The organism is Pseudomonas sp. AL10 (assembly GCF_029960685.1).
Lineage (GTDB): Bacteria > Pseudomonadota > Gammaproteobacteria > Pseudomonadales > Pseudomonadaceae > Aquipseudomonas > Aquipseudomonas lactis.
The window spans coordinates 456,165-477,468 of sequence record NZ_JASBQZ010000001.1 but is presented as its reverse complement, the minus strand read 5'-3'; the positions used below and the strand labels follow the sequence as shown (position 1 = coordinate 477,468).

Sequence of the window (21,304 nt, the reverse complement as noted above, 5' to 3'; positions counted from 1 at the left end):
AGGGTGACGAAATGGGGCTCAAATTCCATTTCTTTCCGGCCGTTTTCCACGATGAGACGCTTCACAGCGTTCTCTCAAGATACGCCCGGCTCTGTGGCGTACGTAGTTGCGCAGCAGTTTTCGATGGAGCGCAGTCCGCGAAATGCTTTTCGCAGAACGTTGCTTTTCCATGTCGACTAGCTGAGCTTGTCGAGGCGCTGCCGTGTGATACAGGCTTATCGCTAGCCGCTGTTATAAAGCGCCATACGCAACTGCCCTACTACGAACCTTTTTTGACCCCGCAACAGGTGGGCGACGCCAATATCTTGATGGCGGGAAACGGCAAGGGGTTGATGCTAAGGTTGGGGTTAATCGCGAGCCGACTCCAGTTTGCTTCGAGAGTGCGATTTTGCTTCGACTGTGTCGAACAGGACATGGCCTGTGTGGGAGCAGCGTACTGGCACCGTGTGCATCAGCTTCCAGGCGTTTTGATCTGTCCCCACCATGGAACTCCGTTGAGGCTCCTTGATTACCGCTGGTTGAGCAGAAACTCTCGAAGAATGCATTTACCGGACGATGAGGACGTTCAGTCTCACTCCATTTCGCTAGAGATCCCTCAAAATCTACAAAGTGCTCTGCACGAAATAGCGCAGCGTTCGATGCAGGTGCTTGAGACCGATGTTCCGCCATTATGTCCTGATGCGATTCGCTCGGTGTTTCTGGATAGCGCTATTGCCTTGAAAATGGCTTCCGATACTGGTCGGCTGCACTTAGGCATTTTGGCGCGACACATGTCTGCATTCTTTGAGGGGCTCCCCTCCTCAGGGGAGTACTCGATACTGAGCAAGTCGTCTGCGGATATACCGGCGGCCTGGATTGTGAAGCTTTTACGTAAGCCGAGGGGCACCCATCATCCACTGAAATTCATCCTGCTGGCCTGTGCGCTCAAGGTCGACATGGAAAGGATACTGCGGCCAAACGGTCCTATTACCGAGTCGCTTAGTCGAACTGCCAATACCGAAACTCCCTGTGGACGAGCTGCCAACAGATCTCCAACCAATCGCTCAAGCACCAATGAGTATATGAGTGAGGCATCTGAAACGATCTGGACGCTGGCGCTCTCGGGGGCTAACGCTAAAACCATAGCGTCAGAAACAAGGAGCTCGGTTACATGCGTCTATCGAATGATACGCGCGATTTCGAATGGACCTGACCTATGGAAAGAGGCGAGGCTTTCGAAACTTCTGGTTGATAGGAGGAACCGATTTGACGGGGAATACAGAGCTCGCCTAGCTCATGAGTGTCGAGATTATGTGTGGCTTCATCGAAACGATCGGCAATGGCTGTCCGAGCTGACACAAGAGCCAGGTAAAGCCCACAGACCGCGCGGACAGCAGGCAGAAAGATTCAAAGACCTCGACCTTGCCAACGAAGTGGTTCAATGCGCTGAAATGTTACGAGCGCTTCCAGGTAAACCTGTCCGCATCTCACGGACAAAAATAGGCAGAGAGCTTCATGTGTTATCTAGGTTTGAAAAGCAGCTCAACAAGCTGCCGCACTGTGCGGCTGCACTGGCAGCCGAATGCGAAACCCTTGATGCATTTCATCGGCGGCGCCTGAGCTGGGCCGAGCGGAAGCTAAAACTTGACGGCAAGCCAATCACTCAATCAGCGCTGTATCGAACAGCGTGTCTCAGAAAACTCCAAATATGAGTGAATGCACCCTGATCCGCGTATGAATATTGCTCTGTAACGCCGTCGGCACAAGCCTCTATATATATGAGCTGTGCGTGGATTCGATGTGTGAATTTTGACGAGGCGTGCAGTGAAAGTATTTATATGTGTGGTGTATTGTATTTTGACTCTGGCGTAAAAACTGCTGTTTTCTAATAAAATAATTGCTGGCTGTTCGCTACTGTATGGCGTTCATTTTTAAAAATCCTTACCCGGGTACACGGTGATATGTGATAAAAGAACACCATCCACAGGACTCGCGTCCTACCAGAACCCACGTTAGAAAGTCGGCTACTCATGTCCAGTATTCTGTTTTTCCCAATGTCTATGCCAGACGAGACACTATTATCTCGTATTACGAGATACCATTTTTTGTCCGGAAACAAAACCGAGGCAGAAACCTTTCGTGATCTTTTTGGCGTTGCGCCATTTCAGCTATCTATCATACCGAAGCAATTAGAAAACCTTGCTTCTCGATTGCCGGGAGTTAAAGAAAGCAACTTGGCTGAGTTGCTTGAGATTAACACTACGTTCCCAGCCTACAAACCTTTTATAGGATTATCAAAAGAACCCTCTAAGGAGTTTGACAAGGTTTTATCTGATGTCGCTCGAGTGCCTAGGAGAGAAGGTACGAGGAATAGCAGAGCTAAAATTTGCTTGGCCTGTGTGCAGGCCGACCTCATAGAGTGTGGCTACGCATATTGGCACCGAGCTCATCATGTACCGGGCGTTACAGCGTGCTGGCGACATGGTGAAGAACTTCTTCAATCTTGCCCTAATTGCTCTCATCCTTTTTATCGTAAAAACCGATTGTTACCGGGGTTGACCGATGATTGTGCTTGCGGGTGGAACGCTGTTAAACCTGCGAACCGCTCACTCGCCTCAAATGAAGAGCGCGAGTTTGCAGTTTTTGTAAATGATATTCTGCAACGCAATCTGCCATCGATAGATTATACGGTTTTGGCTGCTTGTTATCGGCGTCAAGCAAAGAAGCAAGGGTTTGTTCATGGGAACCTAATTGGCACAGCTAAATTATTTAGCAGTATTCGTGATAAGTTCAGCGATAAAATTATTTCAAAAATTGATTTGGCATACGCAGCTGGAATTCGAAGTCAATGGATTAGGCTATCGACAACAAGAGGTCAAATTGATATGCCGTTGGCAAGGCATCTTTTAATATCTCTCCATCTTTTTGGATGTGCAGAAAAGTTTGAGAAATGCTTGGCAGAAGAGTCTCTACTTGCTAGCTCGGCAAACCCGACGGTCCGTCTTAAAGAGAAAACTTTGCCAGAACATAAGAAAAAGGCTTATCGAGAAAAAATCTCAATGCTACTTGAAGTGAAGCCAGGCATTGGTATGGACTATCTTTGGGTAAGTGCTTATCAAGTAACCCGTTGGCTCAACGAAAACGATAAGGACTGGTTGTTGAGTAAAATTACAGGGAACGTAATGCAGAAGAGTAGTGCCGAGCCGGCGGTGAACGATGAGGACGAAAAATACGCAACTATTCTTATAGAGGGCGTTGAGAACTTGTACCGCATCACCCAAAAACAGGTGCGAGTAAATATCAGTAACATGCTTGCACTTTTGCCGCGAAAAGTAAGTAGGCAGCGTGCGACTCGTAAGTCTTTCCCGTTGTTGTCAGCTCAACTTGAACTTCAATTTGAGTCTCTTTGGCATTTTAGGTTGCGGAGATTTATATGGACGATGTCGGAGATCGCGAGGCTTAAGTTACCGCCAAACAACTCCAGCTTGAGATTATTGACAACAGTACCTCATGTGGCCTGCCAGGCTCTCATAAATCACTTCGAGTGGAATTTAGACAGCATGGTTAAGGACGGCATTAAGGTTGAGGTTATGCTTAGAAATACCGGCGTCTCGCGGCAATGGGAAGGGCCACCAGGTTATGATATTCCCATGGGTGGCAATGCATACATGGAGATGATCGCGTCCAATTCAAAGCCCCAGTAGATATTTTTATGGCGTGGCGCAGTTGCTCTGGATCCGGTGATTTCTGTGGCTTATTGCTGGGCGTTGGATGTCATTGTTAATACCGACGCCTATTGCGTATTGATCGGGCATTGGATGTGCACCGATAGCAGCGGTTTACGCATATACGGGATTTATGCCGCATACGTCGATTTCGCGTATTCAATGTCCGCAGACATCGGTATCTATCTCAACGTCGATTCAAGCATGAGCAGGGGAATTACGTCGCTAGCGCAATCCACTCCAGTGGGCTGCGTAATTACATAGGCTTGACCACCTATTTGCATTCGACTTGACCAGTTAGGCCGTGATTGATTGTTTCGCTGTACGTAGCCTGACTGACAAGATTTTAAGTGTGATAGAGAACCCTAACAGCCGCTTAATCCATTTGATTCAGTCTTGGTTGCAGCCATTGGTGTTAGCCACGGCATTTGATTCGTAGGAATGAGTCGCTCGACAATTGCGCAGTCGATCCAACGACCGTCAAGGCATGCATGTTTCTCGTAAACCCCGACTTGGCGGAATCCGCAAGCTTCGCACAGGGCGAGACTGGCGCGGTTAGATGTGAACACGCGAGAAAGGACTTTCCAAAATCCACGAGCTTCTGCCTCTTTAAGCAGCGCCTGAAGGAGATTCTTACCCAGCCCCTGGCCTCGCACCTCACGGCTCATGTAAATCGAAAAGTCAGCGATGCCGTCATAGCACGCGCGATTGCGGTAGTCACTAAGGCTCGCCCATCCGATGACCTTATCGTGCTCATCAAGCATCACCAGAACGGGATAACGATCATGAGCCTCAAGTCGCTCTAGCATGTCATCAGGGTTACGCGGAGTGGTCTCGAACGTGGAACTTCGTTCCGCAATCCCTTGGTTATAAATAGTGGCTATCGAGGTTGCATCAACTGGCTCAGCAGGACGGATACGCATGATCGGGTTCCATTATGTTGGTAGTAACAACATTTGAATCAAAAAATGGAGATTCAATAGGCTTGCGTTGGATCTGAGCCACGCTCATTTGTGAGGCTGCAGCGTTTTTCGGTAGCTCGTGTAATCTGCCTGAGCAAGGTTAATGCTCCTTGCCTGGCTTCGGCTGAAAGGTTCTCGATCATTGTTATCTCTTCGGCAATGAGATCGCCCCTGATTTTTTCGTAGAGTTCCCTGCCCGCGTCCGTGGCCTGGATCTTCACGGCACGGCGGTCTTCGTTATCCTCAGCGCGTGACACATACCCCTTGCGTTCGAGCGCATCGATTACGCGGCTTGCCGTGCTTTTGTCTAAAAACATCTTTTCAGCCAAGACCTGAAGCCGCATGGCTCCTTTCTTGACCAGCGTTTCGACCGCGTAGCACTGGGTGACTGAAACGTCGTAGCAGCAAATCCGATCTCTATCTCGAAACTGGTAGACACGGACGAGCTGATTCAACGCCTCGTACAGATCCTCGGCATCCTGGGACAACTGGTCTTTTTTCCGCTTCGGCATAATCGTCACAAATTCGTTGTTAGCCGCAACAATAATCTGGGGGATGCAGATCGTCAACAAGCCTCCGCTGGCTGATGACAGGAAATCTGTCGCACTAGCATGTTGTGCCCAACAGCCAAAAAAGAATTCAGCAAGTGAGCTTTGTGGCCCAATCCTGGCACCTCTTAGTGTTGGAAAAATTCGGCCCAATGCTGCTGTTGAACTTGCTGTACTGGTTACAGCTGATTTGCGTTGTGATCAGCTCGTCTTCCGACGAAAAGTCGTCCGACTATCTGACGAGCGCTGCCCTTACACGCTGGTGACCGGCGACGCAAAAATATACGCTTTACCGAATATGCGATAAATCATATATTCGATTCAACGTATGTGTCGAGATTGCCATGTCTGCCCCAATCAAAGTGCTTTTCATCTGCGTTGCCAACTCTGCCCGCTCCCATTTAGCAGAAGCATTGCTTCGGCACACAGATCCGCGTTTTGCCGCTTACAGTGCGGGCTTGGAGCCAACCAGCGTCGACCCGCGTACTGTCGCTGCTCTGGCCAATGTCGACGTAGATGCATCCGGACTGCATAGCAAATCCATTGATGAGCTTCGCGACGAAAAATTCGATTACGTCATCACGCTGTGTGACAAGTCCGCACGGGAATGTGCATGGATGCCCGCCGCTGGCGAAGTCATCACTTGGGATTTCGCAGATCCGGTCACCAGCGATCATCCCGACGCGTTTCGCCACACACTTCATGACATCCATGAGCGCATTAAGCTCTTCGTCTTGGTCAAGACAAAACACTTGGAGGATCTATGACAGAGCCTATGAATCCCACGGCACTATTCAAGTGCTTGGCAGATGACACTCGAACCAAAATCACACTGCTCATCGTGAGCGAAGGAGAGCTGTGCGTATGCGAGCTTACCGCTGCGCTCGACCAGAGCCAGCCCAAGATTTCTCGCCACTTGGCGCTGCTTCGTTCAGCGGGACTGCTGATGGATCGTCGTCAAGGCCAGTGGGTTTACTACCGCCTGAATCCCGGCCTTCCTAGTTGGGTGAGTGCAATTCTGAAGGACGTCGTGGATGCGAATCAGGATTGGCTAGATACCGAAGCCAAACGACTAAGCGACATGAATGCTCGTCCTATCAACCAGCTCGTATGTGGCTGATCTGCTTCCAAATCGAGTGATTGAAATGTTGATTGCCGTACTGATCTTTATTGCCACCATCGTCCTGGTGATCTGGCAGCCCAAAGGGCTGGGTGTTGGCTGGAGTGCAACCTTTGGCGCTGTACTCGCGCTCTTGACTGGAGTGGTCACTCTTGCGGATATCCCCGAGGTGTGGCACATCGTTTGGAATGCCACTGCAACGTTCATCGCGGTGATTATCATCAGTCTTCTGCTCGATGAAGCCGGCTTTTTCGAATGGGCAGCATTGCATGTCGCACGCTGGGGCGGAGGCAGCACTCGTAAGCTATTTGCTTTCATCATCCTACTGGGTGCTGCGGTATCAGCATTATTTGCTAATGATGGTGCGGCATTGATTCTCACGCCCATCGTGATCGCAATGCTATTTGCATTGCGCTTTTCGCCCGCTGCCACCCTCGCATTCGTCATGGCGGCCGGTTTTATCGCTGATACCGCGAGTTTGCCTCTGGTAGTTTCGAATCTGGTCAACATTGTCTCTGCGGATTATTTCAAGATTGGGTTCAGCGAATACGCATCCGTCATGGTGCCGGTGAATCTGGTCAGCGTTGCGGCTACGCTGGTGATGCTGATGTGGTTCTTCCGCAAGGAATTGCCCAAGACTTACGAACTTGCTCAGTTGCATCATCCTAAAGAGGCGATACGTGATCGTCCGACTTTCATAGCAGGCTGGTGGGTTCTAGCTCTGCTGCTGGTCGGTTTCTTTGTCGTCGAGCCTCTGGGCGTGCCGATCAGTGCCATTGCGGCTGCCTGCGCATTCATTCTTTACGTCATCGCGGCCCGTGGACACGCCATCGACACCGGCAAGGTGCTCAAGGGCGCGCCATGGCAGGTGGTGATCTTTTCCCTGGGCATGTATCTGGTCGTCTACGGCCTCAAGAACGCCGGTTTGACCAACCACATCGCCCAGATCCTGAATGTATTTGCCGGCTACGGTGTCTGGGGCGCGTCCTTGGGTACGGGGCTGCTCACAGCCTTTCTGTCTTCAATCATGAACAACATGCCCACTGTCCTGATCGGTGCCTTGTCCATTCATGCTGCCGAAGTCGATGGCGTCGTTCTTCAAGCAATGGTGTACGCCAACATCATTGGCTGCGACCTGGGGCCGAAAATCACTCCCATCGGTAGCCTGGCCACGCTCTTGTGGCTGCACGTGCTGGCCAAAAAGGACATCACGATCAGCTGGGGTTACTACTTCAAGACCGGGATCGTGCTGACCTTGCCCATCCTTATCGCCACCCTCTGCGCCCTGGCATTGCGCCTCAGCTTCTGAATCAAGGAATCTACTGATGAAAGTCTTGTTCATGTGTACCCACAACAGCTGCCGTAGCATCCTCTCCGAGGCACTTTTCAACCACCTGGCGTCAGAGGGCGTGGAGGCGGTCAGCTCAGGAAGCTTTCCCAGCGGTCGAGTGAACCAAAGGGCATTGCAAACGCTGGAGGCTGCGGGCATTTCCACGGCAGGCTTGAGCAGCAAAGCTTCGGATATTTTTGAAGGCTCTCCACCAGACATCGTGGTAACCGTATGTGACCGGGCAGCGGGTGAAGCGTGCCCCATCTTTTTCGGGCCAGCCTTGAAGGCCCATTGGGGTTTGGCCGATCCGTCGGAAGCCACTGGGTCGGAGATCGAGATCACAAAAGCGTTTGACGCCACTCTCGCCAAAATTCGCGAACGCGTGAGCGCGTTTCTTGCGCTGCCGTTGAAAACCATGAGCCCTGATCAGCTCAAAGCTGAACTGAACCGTATCGGTTCGCTTTGAAGAGCAATGGAAGTTGTGCCTACTTGGCGCATCCCTAGGAGTTTGTATGCAAGATACGCTGCCGAATGTCCAAGCCGAGCTGCTTGACATTCCAACCCTGGAGCAACTGGCGCCTCGCACGTCCTCACTCCATAAACCTCGAATCCTTCTTCTGTATGGGTCGACACGAGAGCGATCCTTCAGCCGGTTGGTGACCCAGGAGGCCGCTCGACTTCTGGAGCAGTTTGGCGCTGAAACAAAGATATTCGATCCGTCGGGCCTTCCGCTGCCGGATGATGCACCCGACACCCACCCCAAAGTCGCGGAGCTGCGCAAACTGATGCAATGGTCGGAAGGCCAGATGTGGTGCTCTCCTGAGCGACACGGCTCCATGAGTGCGGTTTTCAAGGCTCAGATTGACTGGGTTCCGCTGGCGATAGGTGCTGTACGACCTACGCAAGGAAAGACCCTTGCGGTGATGCAAGTCTGCGGCGGCTCGCAGTCCTTCAACGTAGTTAATCAGCTGCGGGTACTGGGGCGTTGGATGCGCATGTTCACCATCCCAAACCAATCCTCAGTAGCTAAGGCCTTCACCGAATTCGATGAGACGGGCCGGATGAAGCCGTCCTCGTACTACGACCGTCTGGTCGACGTGATGGAAGAACTGATGAAGTTCACGCTGTTGTTGCGTGATCGCCAAGATTACCTGGTTGATCGTTACTCCGAGCGTAAAGAGTCCGCTGGGGAGCTATCCGAACGCGTCAACCAGCGATCCATTTGAGCCTCTCAACAGCGAGACATCAGATATGAATCAGATCACGATTTATCACAACCCGGAATGTGGCACTTCCCGCAATACCTTGGCATTGATCCGCAACAGCGGTGAAGAGCCAACGGTAATTGAGTACCTGAAAACCCCACCTGATCGGCCAACGCTAATCAGGTTGATCAAGGATATGGGTATAGAGGTGCGGGCGCTCCTCCGTATCAAAGGCACGCCGTACGAAGAGCTTGGGTTGGGCGATCCGTCACTTGCCGATGACCAGCTCATTGACGCCATGATGGCTCATCCCATCCTGATCAATCGTCCCATCGTCGTGACCCCCTTGGGGGCACGCCTGTGTCGTCCGTCTGAGGCTGTCCTCGACCTGCTTCCACAAGAGCAGCGCGGCAGTTTCGTCAAAGAGGACGGACAGGTCGTTGTGAAAATTGATGATCTGGGCCGTAAAGTCTGATCCCACGTAAGCGATACGCAGCAAACGTAGGGGGGGATGGTGGTGAGTCATAATCCGAAATTTGATGTCGTGGTTATTGGCGGCGGCCAATCCGCGCTTCAACCCTCCGCTCCTCGTGCTGATGAATGGCATAGATTATGATACTGTATACATATACAGTTATTGGGTTCGTGCAGCCTTACTGATCGGTAGGTATTGGAGCCCTTCGGTGATATCTGATATCGAGATAAGCCCTGAAGTTTGCTGGGTAAGGTGCTATTTTCAGTGATTCCATATTGATACTATCGGAACGGAATTCGACCTATGATTACGCTGAAAACTGCCATTATTCACAGCTTCAAGAAGCTGGCCAAGACCAGTTTTATCTCCGAGGTGGTCAAGAAGGATGTGGCGCTCGATACTGAAAATCCCGCGTTGCATTTTCTGGTCAATGGTATCCACGGCCTCATCGGCAAAGAAGGCAACAGCGTGGTCTACGGCCAGTTTGCCGATGATGACCGTCAGGGACCGTTTCCAGAGCGCTTCACCGCGTTCGTAGAAGTACAAGATGATGAAGCGCGATTTATCGACTTGACCCACTTGGCAATGGACCAGTTGGTGGAGCAAGCCGGTAATCAAGTCTTATCGACCGGTGGACACATCCTTTGCGCTCAGTACACCGCAGGTGCAACCGACTTTTTCCTGGTCGCCAGCATGAAGGAACGCGGCGGTATACAGCTGGACGAGAACTATGTGCCCAAGGAAATTCAAGAGGTCGATCTCAACAAGGTTCAGCAGGCCGCCAGGATCAATTTAGCGAGCTTCGTGGCCATAAAGGCTATGGCTGCTGCGGCCGCTGCTGCGCCTGAGCAGAATGAAGATGACGCGGAGGATGAAGTGGATTCAACCTACCTGTGCTTCATCAGCCGGGGCCGTGATAGTCAGGCATCCGATTATTTCATCTCTGCACTGGGATGCGCGAAAGGAGTAGCTTCCGGACGCGCTACCAAAAATGCCATTGATAACGTTGCACGGTTTTTTCGCGACAACAAAACGTTAAAAGGCTTTGGTTACAAGGCCAAAGAGGCGGTGATCAAGTATCTGGAGGAGCAGTTGGCCGCAGGCAAATCTGCGCGCTTGGACGCTATCTGCCACGTCGCTGTCGCACACGTACCCGCTGACTTAGTGGATGAAATTGTTGGGCTGAAAGACTATTTGAATAGCGAGAAACATAAGGTGCCAGACGACTTTACGGTCAATGCGAAATCGCTGAAAGAGAAGACCCGTATCAAGGGGGACGCGGCTAACTGGTCGTTGCAATTCGAGCGTGGAGCGTTAGGTAAGGATCCGGCCGCAGACGTTTATTATGATGAGGGACGGAAAAAGTTGACACTGTCCAATCTGACTGCCGAACTGGTTGGTGTGATCGAGAAAGAACTGCTGGCCAGGGTCGGCTAAGAATGTTTTCTAATGTGGTAGCTCTCTACCGCGCCATTGGAGCGCCCACCATTGAGGACGGAGTCATCCGCTATGAGGGGATGCCAACGCCCGACATTATCGGTGCGTTGCGAATGTGCGATGGCCTGCCCGCAGCCTATGGCAAGTTCGAGCATTGCTCTGAAGAAGCAGACTCTCTCGATATTGAGTTTCGCTTGCCATCGAACGAGTCTGGCCGGTTCTACGCGAACTTAGGCGAGTTTGTCGCTCGCAATGGCTCATTGGGCAAGGGGCAATTCCCGAGCAACGTATACATTGTTGAGCTCTGTTGGGCAGATAGTGATGACATCGAGCCTCCGACGATTAAGGCGCTCAGGCGCGTCTGCCGGCTGATCGAGCTGCTTGCACTGCTAGCGATCGGTGTCGACAAAGACAGCAGCCAAGATGGTTTTAATCTGTTCTTTGCCTTGCCTCCCGATGGGGCTAAGCCTCCGAGAACTTTTCTGTTACCTACCCAGGTTGACATCAAGGTTCTTGACTATGAGCTCAATCACCTGAGCTTGTTGGAAGAAATACTCAATCGAAAAAACGAAAATAAGGCACACCTCTCCGAACGAAAATTAATGATTCGGATGGCGGTGGCTAGCGTCATCGAGAAGTTTGAGAGCGAGCCCAATCTGTTCTTGGTGATCGTGCGGGAGTGGCGGGAGGTCCTCGCCACATACCGCGCGAATCTGCAAACCTACGTCTATAGCTTCTCGTTTGAGCGGGCCCGGCGCGAGGTGGCCCAAGCTGAAATCGACTATGGCACCAAGCTTAGCGGGGTGCTGGGCGACATCGCCGGCAAGATGCTCGCCCTGCCGATATCGCTAGCGGGTTTGGTCGTGTTGGAGAAAACAACCTCAAAATTCGAAGGTTTTATCCTTGTCCTTGGGCTGGCAGTTGTTTCTGTGGTTCTACTTGCGATCCTCCACAATCAAATGCTGCAAACGGAGCGCCTGCTGCACAGCTTCAATGTCATTTTCGATGATTTCAAGGACAAGATAAAAACATATCCCCCGAAACTTCAGGGGCTGCTCAGGATCACCATCGATCAAGTCGACAAGCAAGGCCGAACCCTCACCAGGACCTTTCGGTTGCTGAAGGGGTTGTCCCTGCTTCCAATCGTCGGTGCTTTGCTGCTAGCCGCGATAAAATACTGGGACGATTTCTTATGGCTGTTAAAGGCTATCCTAGCGATGGTGTTTTCGGTACTCAACGTAGCCCCTAATATTCTCAGCCTATAAGGCTTTTGTAACACGTTCCTCGTCTCATCTTACTGCGCTCAAACCACTCATCCATATGGAGCAGTCCAAGCAGCTGTCCATAATATAGATGAGATGTATCTTTAATAAAAAAAGCTTGGGTATTTCGTGAGAAACTCGAGTTGATCTTTAATGCTTATCTGACATATTCAGCCTACTTCGCCAACAAGTTAAAATTCTAATAGTCGAGCTCACCAGTGCTGAGGGACACCTTACGCATATGTAATATTCGCGGCAGCTTTCTGAAAGGCATCACTGGTTATCCTCTAGTCAGAAGTAAGTGAACACTAGGAGAAAATCATGAAATCACTAAAAGCTTTTTTTGCCGTTTCCATCTTGACCTTGTCTTCTTTGGCCATGGCTGAAGGAGGTGGTGACCGTGTTTATGGTCGAATGATGCAAGAGAACCAGAAGGCGATGGAACAGTACGCCTTAGAAAATGGAAAGACGACACCTGAAGTTGTTCATTATGAATATGGAATGAACCTCGATGTCCAGAAGGTAATCAGTACCACTCAAGCCAATAAAACCTGTGGCGTAGCTCCTTCGCGCATGACCTATGAAGACTCGGCGGGCAAGCTCAACACCCTGGAATACAAGGTTATGGGTACTAACTGCCCTCACGGAAGCTAGTTAGCGTTGGCCCTAGCTGCGCCAGTTTGTTCGGTATGTTTTGAGCCTGCTTACTGTTCGCTGACATAGAAGTAATTTTCAGGTCACGCTGGAGTTATCTATTGTATGAAATTATGTCTGCCGGCACGTAGGAGAAATCCTCACGTGCTGGTGGCTTTTTATAATTATAAAAAATATTTCATAAAGAAACTCTGCCAAGCTAAAGCCTGGAGTGTTAAATGAACAATAAAAGCATTTATGGTCTTTCTCTCATTGCCCTTGGCATGAGCATGGGGCAAGTTGCAGTAGCTGTGGAGCAAAAACCTGAAGGGTTCATTGAGGGGAGCACCTTTAGTATTCTGAATCGGAATCTCTATCTCAATCGTGATTATCGAAAGGGCCAGTCAAGCCCCACGGGCAATGGTTACTCAGCCGAATGGGCTCATGGCATCATTGGCCGATTCGAATCGGGCTTTACTCAAGGTACGGTAGGCTTCGGCATTGATGCGTTTGCAATGGAAGGCCTCAAGCTCGATTCAGGTGATGGTCGCTCGGGAGCCCGTAGCTCAGTCGATGTCTTGCCGCACAATAGCAAAGGCCAACCTGAAGACTCCTACTCAAAAGTAGGCGGGGCCGCAAAAGTGCGCTTCCTGGATACAGTCGTCAAGGTAGGGGACGTATTTCCATCGACACCTGTCGTGGCCTATGGGGATTCCCGACTCCTCCCTGAGAGTTTTCGTGGCGCAACGTTCACCAATACCAGCATCAAAGACCTGACCCTTCAAGGGGGTCGGCTGCATGCGATGAGCCAACCCAATTCCAGTGGCATGCGTGACGGCTTTTCGACTTTCTACGCCGGTGCAGTAGATGCTCCGTGGATCGCTTATCTAGGGGGCGATTACACGGTCAATGAGCACGTAGGTGTGAGTCTTTACACCAGCCAATTCAAGGATGTGTGGAACCAGTATTACGCAGGCACCACATTGAACTATCCGCTCTCAGACAGCGTATCGCTAATCGGTGGCTTTAATTACTACCGAGCGGTTGATGAGGGTAAAAAACTTCTGGGAAGCTTCGATAACAACATCTGGAGCGGCAAGACCGGGGTCAAATTCGGAGCGCATACCGTGACCGTTGGGTATCAGCGCAATAATGGTAACGACGACTTTGACTACCTACGCCAATCAGACTCGATTTTCTTGGATAACTCCATTCAGTACAGCGATTTCAACTCACCGAAAGAGCAATCCTTGCAGCTGCGCTACGATCTAGATATGCAGGCTTTCGGCATCCCCGGTCTCAGCTTCATGACCCGCTACGCTAAGGGTTGGGATGCGGACTATTCCAACGCGAACAGCGTGTACATGCGTCGCGGAGCGGACGGTGCCCCATTGCAGGACCAAAAGCGTTGGGAGCGAGACATAGAGGCCAAATACGTCATCCAGTCCGGCTCACTGAAGGACATGTCTTTACGTGTTCGCCAAGCAACAACACGAGCTACCGATTTCGAATCTGATTTGGACGAGGTCCGACTGATTGTTGAATATCCACTGCAACTCCTCTAACGGGCATTAGCCATCGGCATTAACTGTCCGGTATCCCCGATACACCCCGTCTCTTTGTTTCTCCTTTGGTTTGGAGACGGCTTAGGCGCCCTAGTGGCGCCTTTTTTTGGATTGAAAAAACTGTTGGTATATCCAGGCGTTTGCAACGCGGCGGCGAGCATCCCTGGGGTTGTATGGCTAATTGGAACGTGTGATCATACTCTCAATATAGGTAGGGGGGGTATGGTATGGGTCATGTCAGATCAAGCAAAGACGATCTTCTTAAGCGCGTAAAGCGAATCGCTGGGCAAATCCAGGCGATTGAGCGAGCACTCGACTCTGATGATGACTGCTCGAAAACCTTGCTTTTGGTCGCTTCTGCCCGTGGCGCTATCAATGGGCTGATGGATGAAATTATCGAAGACCACGCTCGTGAACACGTCGCGAATCCGACACTCAGCAACGACGAAAGAGCGAAAGGTGTCGACGAGCTGCTCGAAGCCATTCGCCGCTATTCCAAATAGGATCTGCCTCGATGAGCACCGACTATTCACACGACCATATGTTCCTTGGGAAATCACATGAAGAAAACGCCAAGCGAACCTTGTGGGTGGTGGCCCTGACCGTCGTAATGATGGTTGCTGAAATCACCGCAGGTTATCTCACTGGCTCAATGGCGTTGCTTGCCGATGGTTTTCACATGGCAACGCATGCAGGAGCGCTGGGCATAGCCGCAGCTGCTTACGCGTACGCGAAAAGACATGCCTCAAGTGCTCGCTACAGTTTTGGAACTGGCAAGGTAGGAGACTTGGGTGGCTTCGCTTCTGCTCTGATTTTGGGACTGGTTTCCTTGGGAATTGCTGGAGAGTCGCTGTTTCGTCTCTTTCAACCGACTCAAGTGCAATTCGGGACAGCGACTCTAATCGCAATTGTCGGACTAGCAGTGAATGTGGTGAGCGCGCTTTTGCTGTCTGGCGGTCATGATCATCACCATGGGCATGACCACGGCCACGATGAGTCTCACCATGCGCATGGTCACGACAATAATTTGCGCTCTGCATACGTTCACGTCATTGCAGATGCACTGACTTCGGTTCTGGCCATCGCAGCCCTTCTTGCTGGTCGGTACCTTGGTTGGGTATGGCTCGACCCTGCAATGGGGATTGTGGGTGCCGTTGTGATTGCACGCTGGGCTTGGTCGTTGATGCGGGTGACTTCGGGTGTATTGCTCGACCAGACAGATGATCATGTCGCTGAAGAGATTCGTGAACTGGTTGAGCGACCGGGAGATGCTTCGATCATTGATCTTCATGTCTGGCAGGTTGGGCCGCAAGCCCGCGCCGCGATTGTGAGTGTTCTGGGCAGCCCAGCAGTCAATGCAGAAAACATACGAGAACGGCTTGCGACGGTTCATGAGATCACTCATCTGACAGTTGAGTACCGCACGAAGTTGGGCGCTGACGCACCTGATCAGATCGTTCTGGCTTAGCTATGAACCCGCAGCACGCATAAGTTCGACGAGGAATTGAACAATGGCAAAGGACATCGAAAATCCCTGTATTTCTGTTTGCCAGCTGAACAGCGAACTGTGCGTTAGCTGCGGTCGCACCAAGGAAGACATCAGAAAATGGAAACGAATGAAGCGTCCAGAAAAAATGGCCGCTGTACAACGCGCGACCCTACGTCTGAAGAGCCTTCAAAAAAAGAACTCTTAAGCCACCGTCATTTACGTTTTCTACTGTTTCAGCCGAGACAGATGTCCTGATTCGGGAAGGTACGCTGAGGGTGCAACGCCATCTCCGAACTTAACACTATCGCGATCAACTGCGCAGTGCTTGTCAGCATGCGGAGGATGGGATCATCTCAAATTCTTATTGAGGACTGCGGTTCGGGGTTATCTGATTAGGCACAAGCATGCCTTTACGACGGCTGTTGATCGTCTTTAGCCATGGCTTGAGAATGAAATCGAAGGAGCATGTCCCGCTGCATGGTCATGAACGCTGACCATGCTGTGACGGGAGGGATGGGGTGGGATTAGTTTTGAGGGTACTCAGCAATGACCTGATCTGTGCCAGCTTTGGTCAGGCCGATTATCTGGTAGGCCTCATGCACTCCGTCGACTTCCATTCCTGGAGAACCAGGTGGCATGCCAGGAGCAGCGATCCCGAGAAGGTCGTCGCGTTTACTCATCGCAATTATTTGCTCAGCTGGCACGTGGCCTTCAACAAACTTCCCGTTGATCATCGCGGTGTGACAAGACGAGAGTCGTGGAGCGACACCCAGATCTTGTTTGAGAGCACTCATGTTGGTTTCTTCATGATCGATGACGGTGAAGCCATTGGCCTCAAGATGCTGAATCCATTTTTTGCAACATCCGCAGTTTGCATCACGATGCACATCGATGGTGAGGGCCTGCGCCGCTTGAGCCGTTGAGCCAATGAACAGCGCGGCGAATGTTGCGATACGCAGAGATCGACTTGAAAGTCGGAAGCTACCTGTCATGAATATTTCCTTTTCCCTTGGAGACGGCGAGATGTTCTACGAAGCAATAGAACTCCACTCAAGCGTTCATGCCGCTGCAAAGGTTGCATTGAAGGATCTACTCTAGAGTCGGGGAGCTAACTCCCCGATCATTAGAATTCGTAGGGCTAGTGCTCAAATCGCTTAGAACCACATCCGAATACCAGCTACAAATCGGGCCTCGTTTGTTTTTTCCCCTTCATCGCTGGCCAGGTCAGCCGTCTTACCGTATGAGCGATTCCAGCTAACTCCAATGTAGGGTGCGAATTGACGAGTAATTTCGTAGCGCAACCGCAGGCCTAGTTCGGTGTTGGCCAATCCAGATCCTATGCCGCGCTGAGGATCATTTTTCCCGTACAAGTTTACTTCGGCGGTCGGCTGCAAGATCAGGCGATTGGTCAACAGGATGTCGTAATCGCCTTCAAATCGAGCAGCGGTTTGACCGTTCTCACCAATATAAGCAGTCGCTTCAGCTTCAAAGTTATAGAGGGCCATGCCCTGAATACCGAGCGCTCCCCAGGTTTGAGGTGACCCAGGTTTGAAGTCTTGTCGAATGCCGGTGACGACATCCCACCATGGACCGATGGCGTGTCCCCACAGAGCCTGAAGTTCAGCGTTTTCGGTTACGCCATTTGTACGTTCACCTTCCGAACGCAACCAGAGGCGGTCGACGTCACCGCCGATCCACCCTTTTGCATCCCAAGCCAGCGCACTGCCGTTGTCAGCGTCTTGGTACTCAAATTTATCCAGGAGGATGAACGAGTTAATTTTTTTATCGTGCACACCATGGCCTGGTACGTCTGGAAAAGCGGCGGCCCGGTCAGCGTCGGTAAGTACGGGGATCGGGGTTCGGCTTGTGGTAGTCGCCCCTCCATCCATGCTTTCCATACCGTCCATTTGCCCGTTATCCATGCTCATCTTGCTGTGATCCATCGCCCCCATCTTGCTATGGTCCATGGCTCCCATTGAGCCGTGGTCCATCTTGGAGTGATCCATCGCGGCATCTTTCGCTTTGGCTGGTTTGGATTTTTGTGCAGTTGAAGGCTTTGCGTCCGCACTTGATGGCATCGCCATCGACGGATCCATCTCTTCAGCGGCTTGAGCCATAAAAAAGAATGCAGGACCGGTGGAGACTGCAAGTGCCATCAACGTTGGGCGTAAAAACTTACTGGTCATGATCTCAATCTGCCTTTTTGGTTTTTTGGTCATGATCCATCGACTCATGGCTCATCTTGCTATGGTCCATTGACCCGTGATCTAGCTTCGAATCGTTTGCCGCTGCTGGCTTGTCCGTTGCTGTAGCAGGAACAGTAGTTGAATGATCGCTGCCATTTTCCTTTGCCAGCACCGTGGGCGAGAGTCCACTCAGCAGGACAGCGGCAAAGAGGCAACCCACGAGGGAATTACGATTTAGGTATGTGCTCACAGATCGTCTCCTTTACTCATCAACCCGTACTTCACGGAACATGCCCATTTCCATATGGAAAAGCAGGTGGCAGTGATATGCCCAGCGGCCTAAGGCATCAGCGGTGACTCGATAGCTGCGTTTGGTACCAGGTGGCATATCAATCGTGTGCTTGCGCACCATGAACTTGCCGTTCTCATCCTCGAGGTCACTCCACATGCCGTGAAGGTGGATGGGGTGGGTCATCATGGTGTCGTTCACCAAGGTGATGCGCAGACGCTCGCCATACTTCAGGCGCAGCGGTTCGGCGTCAGAGAATTTGATGCCGTTGAACGACCACGAAAACTTCTCCATGTGACCGGTCAGGTGAAGCTCGATGGTGCGATTTGGCTCGCGGCCGTCAGGATCTTGGAAAGTGCTTTTCAAGTCGGAGTAAGTGAGCACTCGACGACCATTGTTCCGCAAGCCTATGCCAGGATCGTTCAGCTTTGGCGTTGGACTCATGGCTTGCATGTCAACCAAGGGATTGTTGGTTTCAGAGGCTGGATGAGTCTGCATTTCTCCACCCATACCGCCCATGCCAGCCATCCCTGACATATCGCCACTGCCCATTCCTGCCATCTTGCTGTGGTCCATGCCAGCCATGTTGGACATGTCGCCTTTGTCCATGCCAGCCATCTTGCTGTGGTCCATGCCAGCCATGTTAGTCATGTCACCGCTGTCCATGCCGGTCATCCCGGTCATGTCACCTTGGTTCATCCCTGCCATCTTGCTGTGATCCATGCCGGCCATGTCGCCGCCGCTCATTCCACCCGAGCTGCCATGGTCCATACCAGCCATACCACCCATCCCCATGTCATCCATAGTTACTATAGGACGTGGGTCAATCGCAGGTATCGGTGCCTTTAGGCCGTCACGCACTGCAAGTGTTCCGCTGGCGTAACCTGTGCGATCCATAGACTGAGCGAAGATGGTGTAAGCCTCATCAGTAGCAGTCTCCACAATAACGTCATATGTTTCAGCTACCGCAATACGAAACTCGTCGACGCTCACCGGCTTGACATGTTGACCGTCTGCGGCAACCACGGTCATCTTCAACCCAGGAATGCGGACGTCGAAATAGCTCATGGCGGAGCCGTTGATAAAGCGCAGACGGAGTTTCTCACCCGGTTTGAAAATACCAGTCCAGTTACCGTTGGGTGCCTGGCCATTCATGAGATAGGTATAGGTATCCGCGCTGACATCGCCGAGGTCAGTAGGACTCATGTTCATCTCAGCCCACATCTTTCGATCTGCTACCGTCGAAGACCAACCTTTGCTGCTGACATCGTCTATGAAGTCTCCGACGGTGCGCTTGTGATGGTTGTAATAGCCCGATTGTTTCTTGAGCTTCGCCATAACGCGACTGGGATCTTCGTCGGTCCAGTCAGTCAACATCACCACGTAGTCGCGATCGTATTGAAACGGTTCAGGTTCTTTCGAATCGATGACGATTGGACCGTAAACGCCTGCCTGCTCCTGCAAACCCGAGTGGCTGTGATACCAGTAGGTTCCGTTCTGATGAAGCTTGAATTTGTATTCGTACATGCCATCGGGTGCGATGCCATGGAAGCTCAAGCCAGGCACACCGTCCATGTTGGCGGGTAAGATGATCCCGTGCCAATGGATTGATGTGTCTTGGTCTAGACGGTTTTTTACACGCAGAGTGACGGTCTCCCCCTCACGCCAACGCAGCAACGGTCCGGGCAATGATCCGTTGATGGTCATAGCTGTGCGAGGCGAGCCTGTGATGTTTACAGGGCTTTCACCAATAAACAGATCAAATTCGTTACCGGAGAGTACGCTCGGCATACCAGGACTTGTCACCGCCCATACAGGAGTGCGCCAAAGGCCAAGGCCGCCGAGAATGCCACCAGCGGCCAAGCCTTTCACGAATGTCCGCCTAGAGGTTTTGGAGTGCATGCCGTTATGTCCAATCAGTCAAAAGGGAAGCCGCGCGAAACAACAAATGAATTGTCTGGATGAGACTCACTCACCGTTACAAAAGACGAACTCAAACGGTAAGCGAGCTCAGAAATTGCCACATTTAAACCACCACAGTGATTACATTTCTGTCAGCTTGTGAGCGTAGCTCAAATATTTAGCAATTTTTGTGGTCCATCGCCCTGGCTTTGCTTTCCGCGACAGGAGGCTGGGCATTTTTCGTTTGGGCTATTTGGTACGATTCCATCGAGTTACTCCTGGCCGCTTCCATACGTTCGAAAGTGCGGTCACCTCCGCCTTCAGCCATAGCAAAAGAAGATACGGTCAGAGCAGCGATGACGAACAAGGTTTTGATAGGGTTCATTTGGGTTTCCTCTGATAGATGGTAGCCCCTGAATCCACAACAAAGTTGTTGATGCTCAGGGAAGAGCTTAAGGCTCAATAGGACTATAAGACTGATTCCCTGTCAGGCAGCTTAGGCCAATATTACAGTTGTGTCAGGTTCCGATATTTCTCTTGAGCTGCGATGTACTTAATCCGTATGGTCTATCCATTGTCGGAATTCGCTGAAATCAAGCTCCTAAAATTTAGCCGTTCGGTGTTCTGTGCTTTCGGTCACTTTCACAGGGCTTGACGTTTTTTGAATTTGCACCGGAGTTATAAGCCGACTCAGACGCACCACATTCAACACATAAGTGTTTGATATAGGTGAAAATGGGAAATAGTAGCGTGACGTAAGGTGGCCGCTTGTGAGCATTAATTTTGAAAAAGCGCTTGGCTCCGCAGAAAGAGCGTTAGTTTATCGCGGCCAAAGAGCTGAGGTACTTAGCAATAATATCGCTAACGCTGATACTCCTAACTTTAAGGCTAGAGATTTGGAGTTTTCTGCTGTGCTCGCCAGCCAGACAAAACGAGGCTTGGATTCTCCGTTCTCTTTGAAAACAACAAACCTAAAACATATTGCCGCAAACGAATTAGCAAGTGATGGTCAAGGTGATGGTTTGTTTTACAGCACGCCTTACCAACCTTCACTTGATCAAAATACTGTGGATGCACAGCTTGAAGTTGCAAAGTTTACTGATAACGAAATTCATTTTGAAAGCGCTTTTAATAGATTGAACGGAGCATTTAAGGGGTTGCTTAAAGCTCTGCGAGGTGATTAGTAAGATTTACCCA

At 51.1% G+C, this 21,304-nt stretch carries 23 protein-coding genes and 1 pseudogene; 17 read left to right on the top strand and 7 right to left on the bottom strand.

Translation table 11 applies throughout. The features are described from left to right. Positions 1 to 11: 11 nt before the first annotated feature. The 3 genes and pseudogenes from QK296_RS02250 to QK296_RS02240 all read left to right on the top strand — a co-directional run. Positions 12 to 485 (top strand): annotated as a pseudogene (locus QK296_RS02250) (TniQ family protein); the annotation flags it as partial. Positions 486 to 539: 54 nt separating this feature from the next. After that, positions 540 to 1,691, top strand: a complete 1,152-nt coding sequence (locus tag QK296_RS02245) for a TnsD family Tn7-like transposition protein (RefSeq protein ID WP_227496890.1) — start codon at positions 540 to 542, stop codon at positions 1,689 to 1,691. 318 nt (positions 1,692 to 2,009) lie between these two features. Next, positions 2,010 to 3,683, top strand: coding sequence for a TniQ family protein (locus QK296_RS02240; RefSeq protein ID WP_074321233.1), 1,674 nt, complete (start codon positions 2,010 to 2,012; stop codon positions 3,681 to 3,683). 386 nt (positions 3,684 to 4,069) lie between these two features. Here the strand turns inward: QK296_RS02240 and QK296_RS02235 are convergent, their stop codons facing one another. Continuing rightward, positions 4,070 to 4,627, bottom strand: a complete 558-nt coding sequence (locus tag QK296_RS02235; protein WP_019334872.1) for an arsinothricin resistance N-acetyltransferase ArsN1 family A — start codon at positions 4,625 to 4,627, stop codon at positions 4,070 to 4,072. A gap of 53 nt (positions 4,628 to 4,680) precedes the next feature. Beyond that, positions 4,681 to 5,178 (bottom strand): MarR family transcriptional regulator, encoded by a 498-nt coding sequence (locus tag QK296_RS02230; protein ID WP_099236679.1) that lies wholly within the window; start codon positions 5,176 to 5,178, stop codon positions 4,681 to 4,683. 380 nt (positions 5,179 to 5,558) lie between these two features. Between QK296_RS02230 and QK296_RS02225 the strand changes: the two genes are divergently transcribed. From QK296_RS02225 to QK296_RS02165, 13 genes are all read left to right on the top strand, one after another. Then, a complete protein-coding gene (locus tag QK296_RS02225; RefSeq protein WP_019334875.1) occupies positions 5,559 to 5,981 on the top strand; it encodes an arsenate reductase ArsC in 423 nt (140 codons plus the stop codon). Continuing rightward, the gene (locus QK296_RS02220; protein WP_032901556.1) at positions 5,978 to 6,334 is read left to right on the top strand and encodes a metalloregulator ArsR/SmtB family transcription factor; all 357 of its coding nucleotides are present in this window, start codon (positions 5,978 to 5,980) and stop codon (positions 6,332 to 6,334) included. Before QK296_RS02225 ends, QK296_RS02220 begins: the two co-directional genes overlap by 4 nt. Before the next feature lie 25 nt (positions 6,335 to 6,359). Further along, positions 6,360 to 7,643 carry an arsenic transporter gene (locus tag QK296_RS02215; RefSeq protein WP_038444690.1) on the top strand — a complete coding sequence of 428 codons (1,284 nt, stop codon included), beginning with the start codon at positions 6,360 to 6,362 and terminating at the stop codon, positions 7,641 to 7,643. A gap of 16 nt (positions 7,644 to 7,659) precedes the next feature. Beyond that, positions 7,660 to 8,130, top strand: a complete 471-nt coding sequence (locus tag QK296_RS02210) for an arsenate reductase ArsC (protein WP_038444687.1) — start codon at positions 7,660 to 7,662, stop codon at positions 8,128 to 8,130. Between the two features lie 46 nt (positions 8,131 to 8,176). After that, positions 8,177 to 8,890 carry an arsenical resistance protein ArsH gene (gene arsH / locus QK296_RS02205; protein WP_058825476.1) on the top strand — a complete coding sequence of 238 codons (714 nt, stop codon included), beginning with the start codon at positions 8,177 to 8,179 and terminating at the stop codon, positions 8,888 to 8,890. A gap of 25 nt (positions 8,891 to 8,915) precedes the next feature. Next, the gene (gene arsC / locus QK296_RS02200; protein ID WP_019334880.1) at positions 8,916 to 9,344 is read left to right on the top strand and encodes an arsenate reductase (glutaredoxin); all 429 of its coding nucleotides are present in this window, start codon (positions 8,916 to 8,918) and stop codon (positions 9,342 to 9,344) included. A 303-nt stretch (positions 9,345 to 9,647) separates the two neighbouring features. After that, positions 9,648 to 10,781 (top strand): nucleoid-associated protein, encoded by a 1,134-nt coding sequence (locus tag QK296_RS02195; protein WP_038444681.1) that lies wholly within the window; start codon positions 9,648 to 9,650, stop codon positions 10,779 to 10,781. 2 nt (positions 10,782 to 10,783) lie between these two features. Next, positions 10,784 to 12,046: a hypothetical protein gene (locus QK296_RS02190; RefSeq protein ID WP_061433810.1), complete on the top strand. Its 1,263-nt coding sequence runs from the start codon at positions 10,784 to 10,786 to the stop codon at positions 12,044 to 12,046. A 318-nt stretch (positions 12,047 to 12,364) separates the two neighbouring features. Further along, positions 12,365 to 12,697 (top strand): DUF2790 domain-containing protein, encoded by a 333-nt coding sequence (locus tag QK296_RS02185; protein ID WP_019334883.1) that lies wholly within the window; start codon positions 12,365 to 12,367, stop codon positions 12,695 to 12,697. A gap of 218 nt (positions 12,698 to 12,915) precedes the next feature. Next, complete coding sequence (locus QK296_RS02180; protein WP_058825474.1) at positions 12,916 to 14,241, top strand: OprD family porin; 1,326 nt, start codon at positions 12,916 to 12,918, stop codon at positions 14,239 to 14,241. 227 nt (positions 14,242 to 14,468) lie between these two features. Continuing rightward, positions 14,469 to 14,744, top strand: coding sequence for a metal/formaldehyde-sensitive transcriptional repressor (locus QK296_RS02175; RefSeq protein WP_061433809.1), 276 nt, complete (start codon positions 14,469 to 14,471; stop codon positions 14,742 to 14,744). An 11-nt stretch (positions 14,745 to 14,755) separates the two neighbouring features. Further along, complete coding sequence (dmeF, locus tag QK296_RS02170; protein ID WP_061433807.1) at positions 14,756 to 15,709, top strand: CDF family Co(II)/Ni(II) efflux transporter DmeF; 954 nt, start codon at positions 14,756 to 14,758, stop codon at positions 15,707 to 15,709. 43 nt (positions 15,710 to 15,752) lie between these two features. After that, on the top strand, positions 15,753 to 15,935 hold the full coding sequence (locus tag QK296_RS02165) for a DUF1289 domain-containing protein (RefSeq protein WP_017341650.1): 183 nt from the start codon (positions 15,753 to 15,755) through the stop codon (positions 15,933 to 15,935). Positions 15,936 to 16,254: 319 nt separating this feature from the next. Here the strand turns inward: QK296_RS02165 and QK296_RS02160 are convergent, their stop codons facing one another. The 5 genes from QK296_RS02160 to QK296_RS02140 all read right to left on the bottom strand — a co-directional run bounded on the left by QK296_RS02160 (position 16,255) and on the right by QK296_RS02140 (position 20,492). After that, positions 16,255 to 16,722, bottom strand: coding sequence for a DUF411 domain-containing protein (locus QK296_RS02160; RefSeq protein WP_017341649.1), 468 nt, complete (start codon positions 16,720 to 16,722; stop codon positions 16,255 to 16,257). 162 nt (positions 16,723 to 16,884) lie between these two features. Further along, positions 16,885 to 17,949 (bottom strand): copper resistance protein B, encoded by a 1,065-nt coding sequence (locus QK296_RS02155; protein ID WP_038444668.1) that lies wholly within the window; start codon positions 17,947 to 17,949, stop codon positions 16,885 to 16,887. Beyond that, entirely contained in the window at positions 17,921 to 18,166 is a 246-nt protein-coding gene (locus QK296_RS02150; protein WP_139302248.1) for a hypothetical protein, read from the bottom strand. The genes QK296_RS02155 and QK296_RS02150 overlap by 29 nt, the downstream gene beginning before the upstream one ends. Positions 18,167 to 18,178: 12 nt before the next feature. Further along, positions 18,179 to 20,107, bottom strand: coding sequence for a copper resistance system multicopper oxidase (locus tag QK296_RS02145; RefSeq protein WP_099452388.1), 1,929 nt, complete (start codon positions 20,105 to 20,107; stop codon positions 18,179 to 18,181). A 178-nt stretch (positions 20,108 to 20,285) separates the two neighbouring features. After that, positions 20,286 to 20,492: a co-regulatory protein PtrA N-terminal domain-containing protein gene (locus QK296_RS02140; protein WP_061433800.1), complete on the bottom strand. Its 207-nt coding sequence runs from the start codon at positions 20,490 to 20,492 to the stop codon at positions 20,286 to 20,288. Positions 20,493 to 20,877: 385 nt separating this feature from the next. Between QK296_RS02140 and flgB the strand changes: the two genes are divergently transcribed. Next, positions 20,878 to 21,291, top strand: coding sequence for a flagellar basal body rod protein FlgB (flgB, locus tag QK296_RS02135; protein WP_082781443.1), 414 nt, complete (start codon positions 20,878 to 20,880; stop codon positions 21,289 to 21,291). Positions 21,292 to 21,304 lie beyond the last annotated feature (13 nt).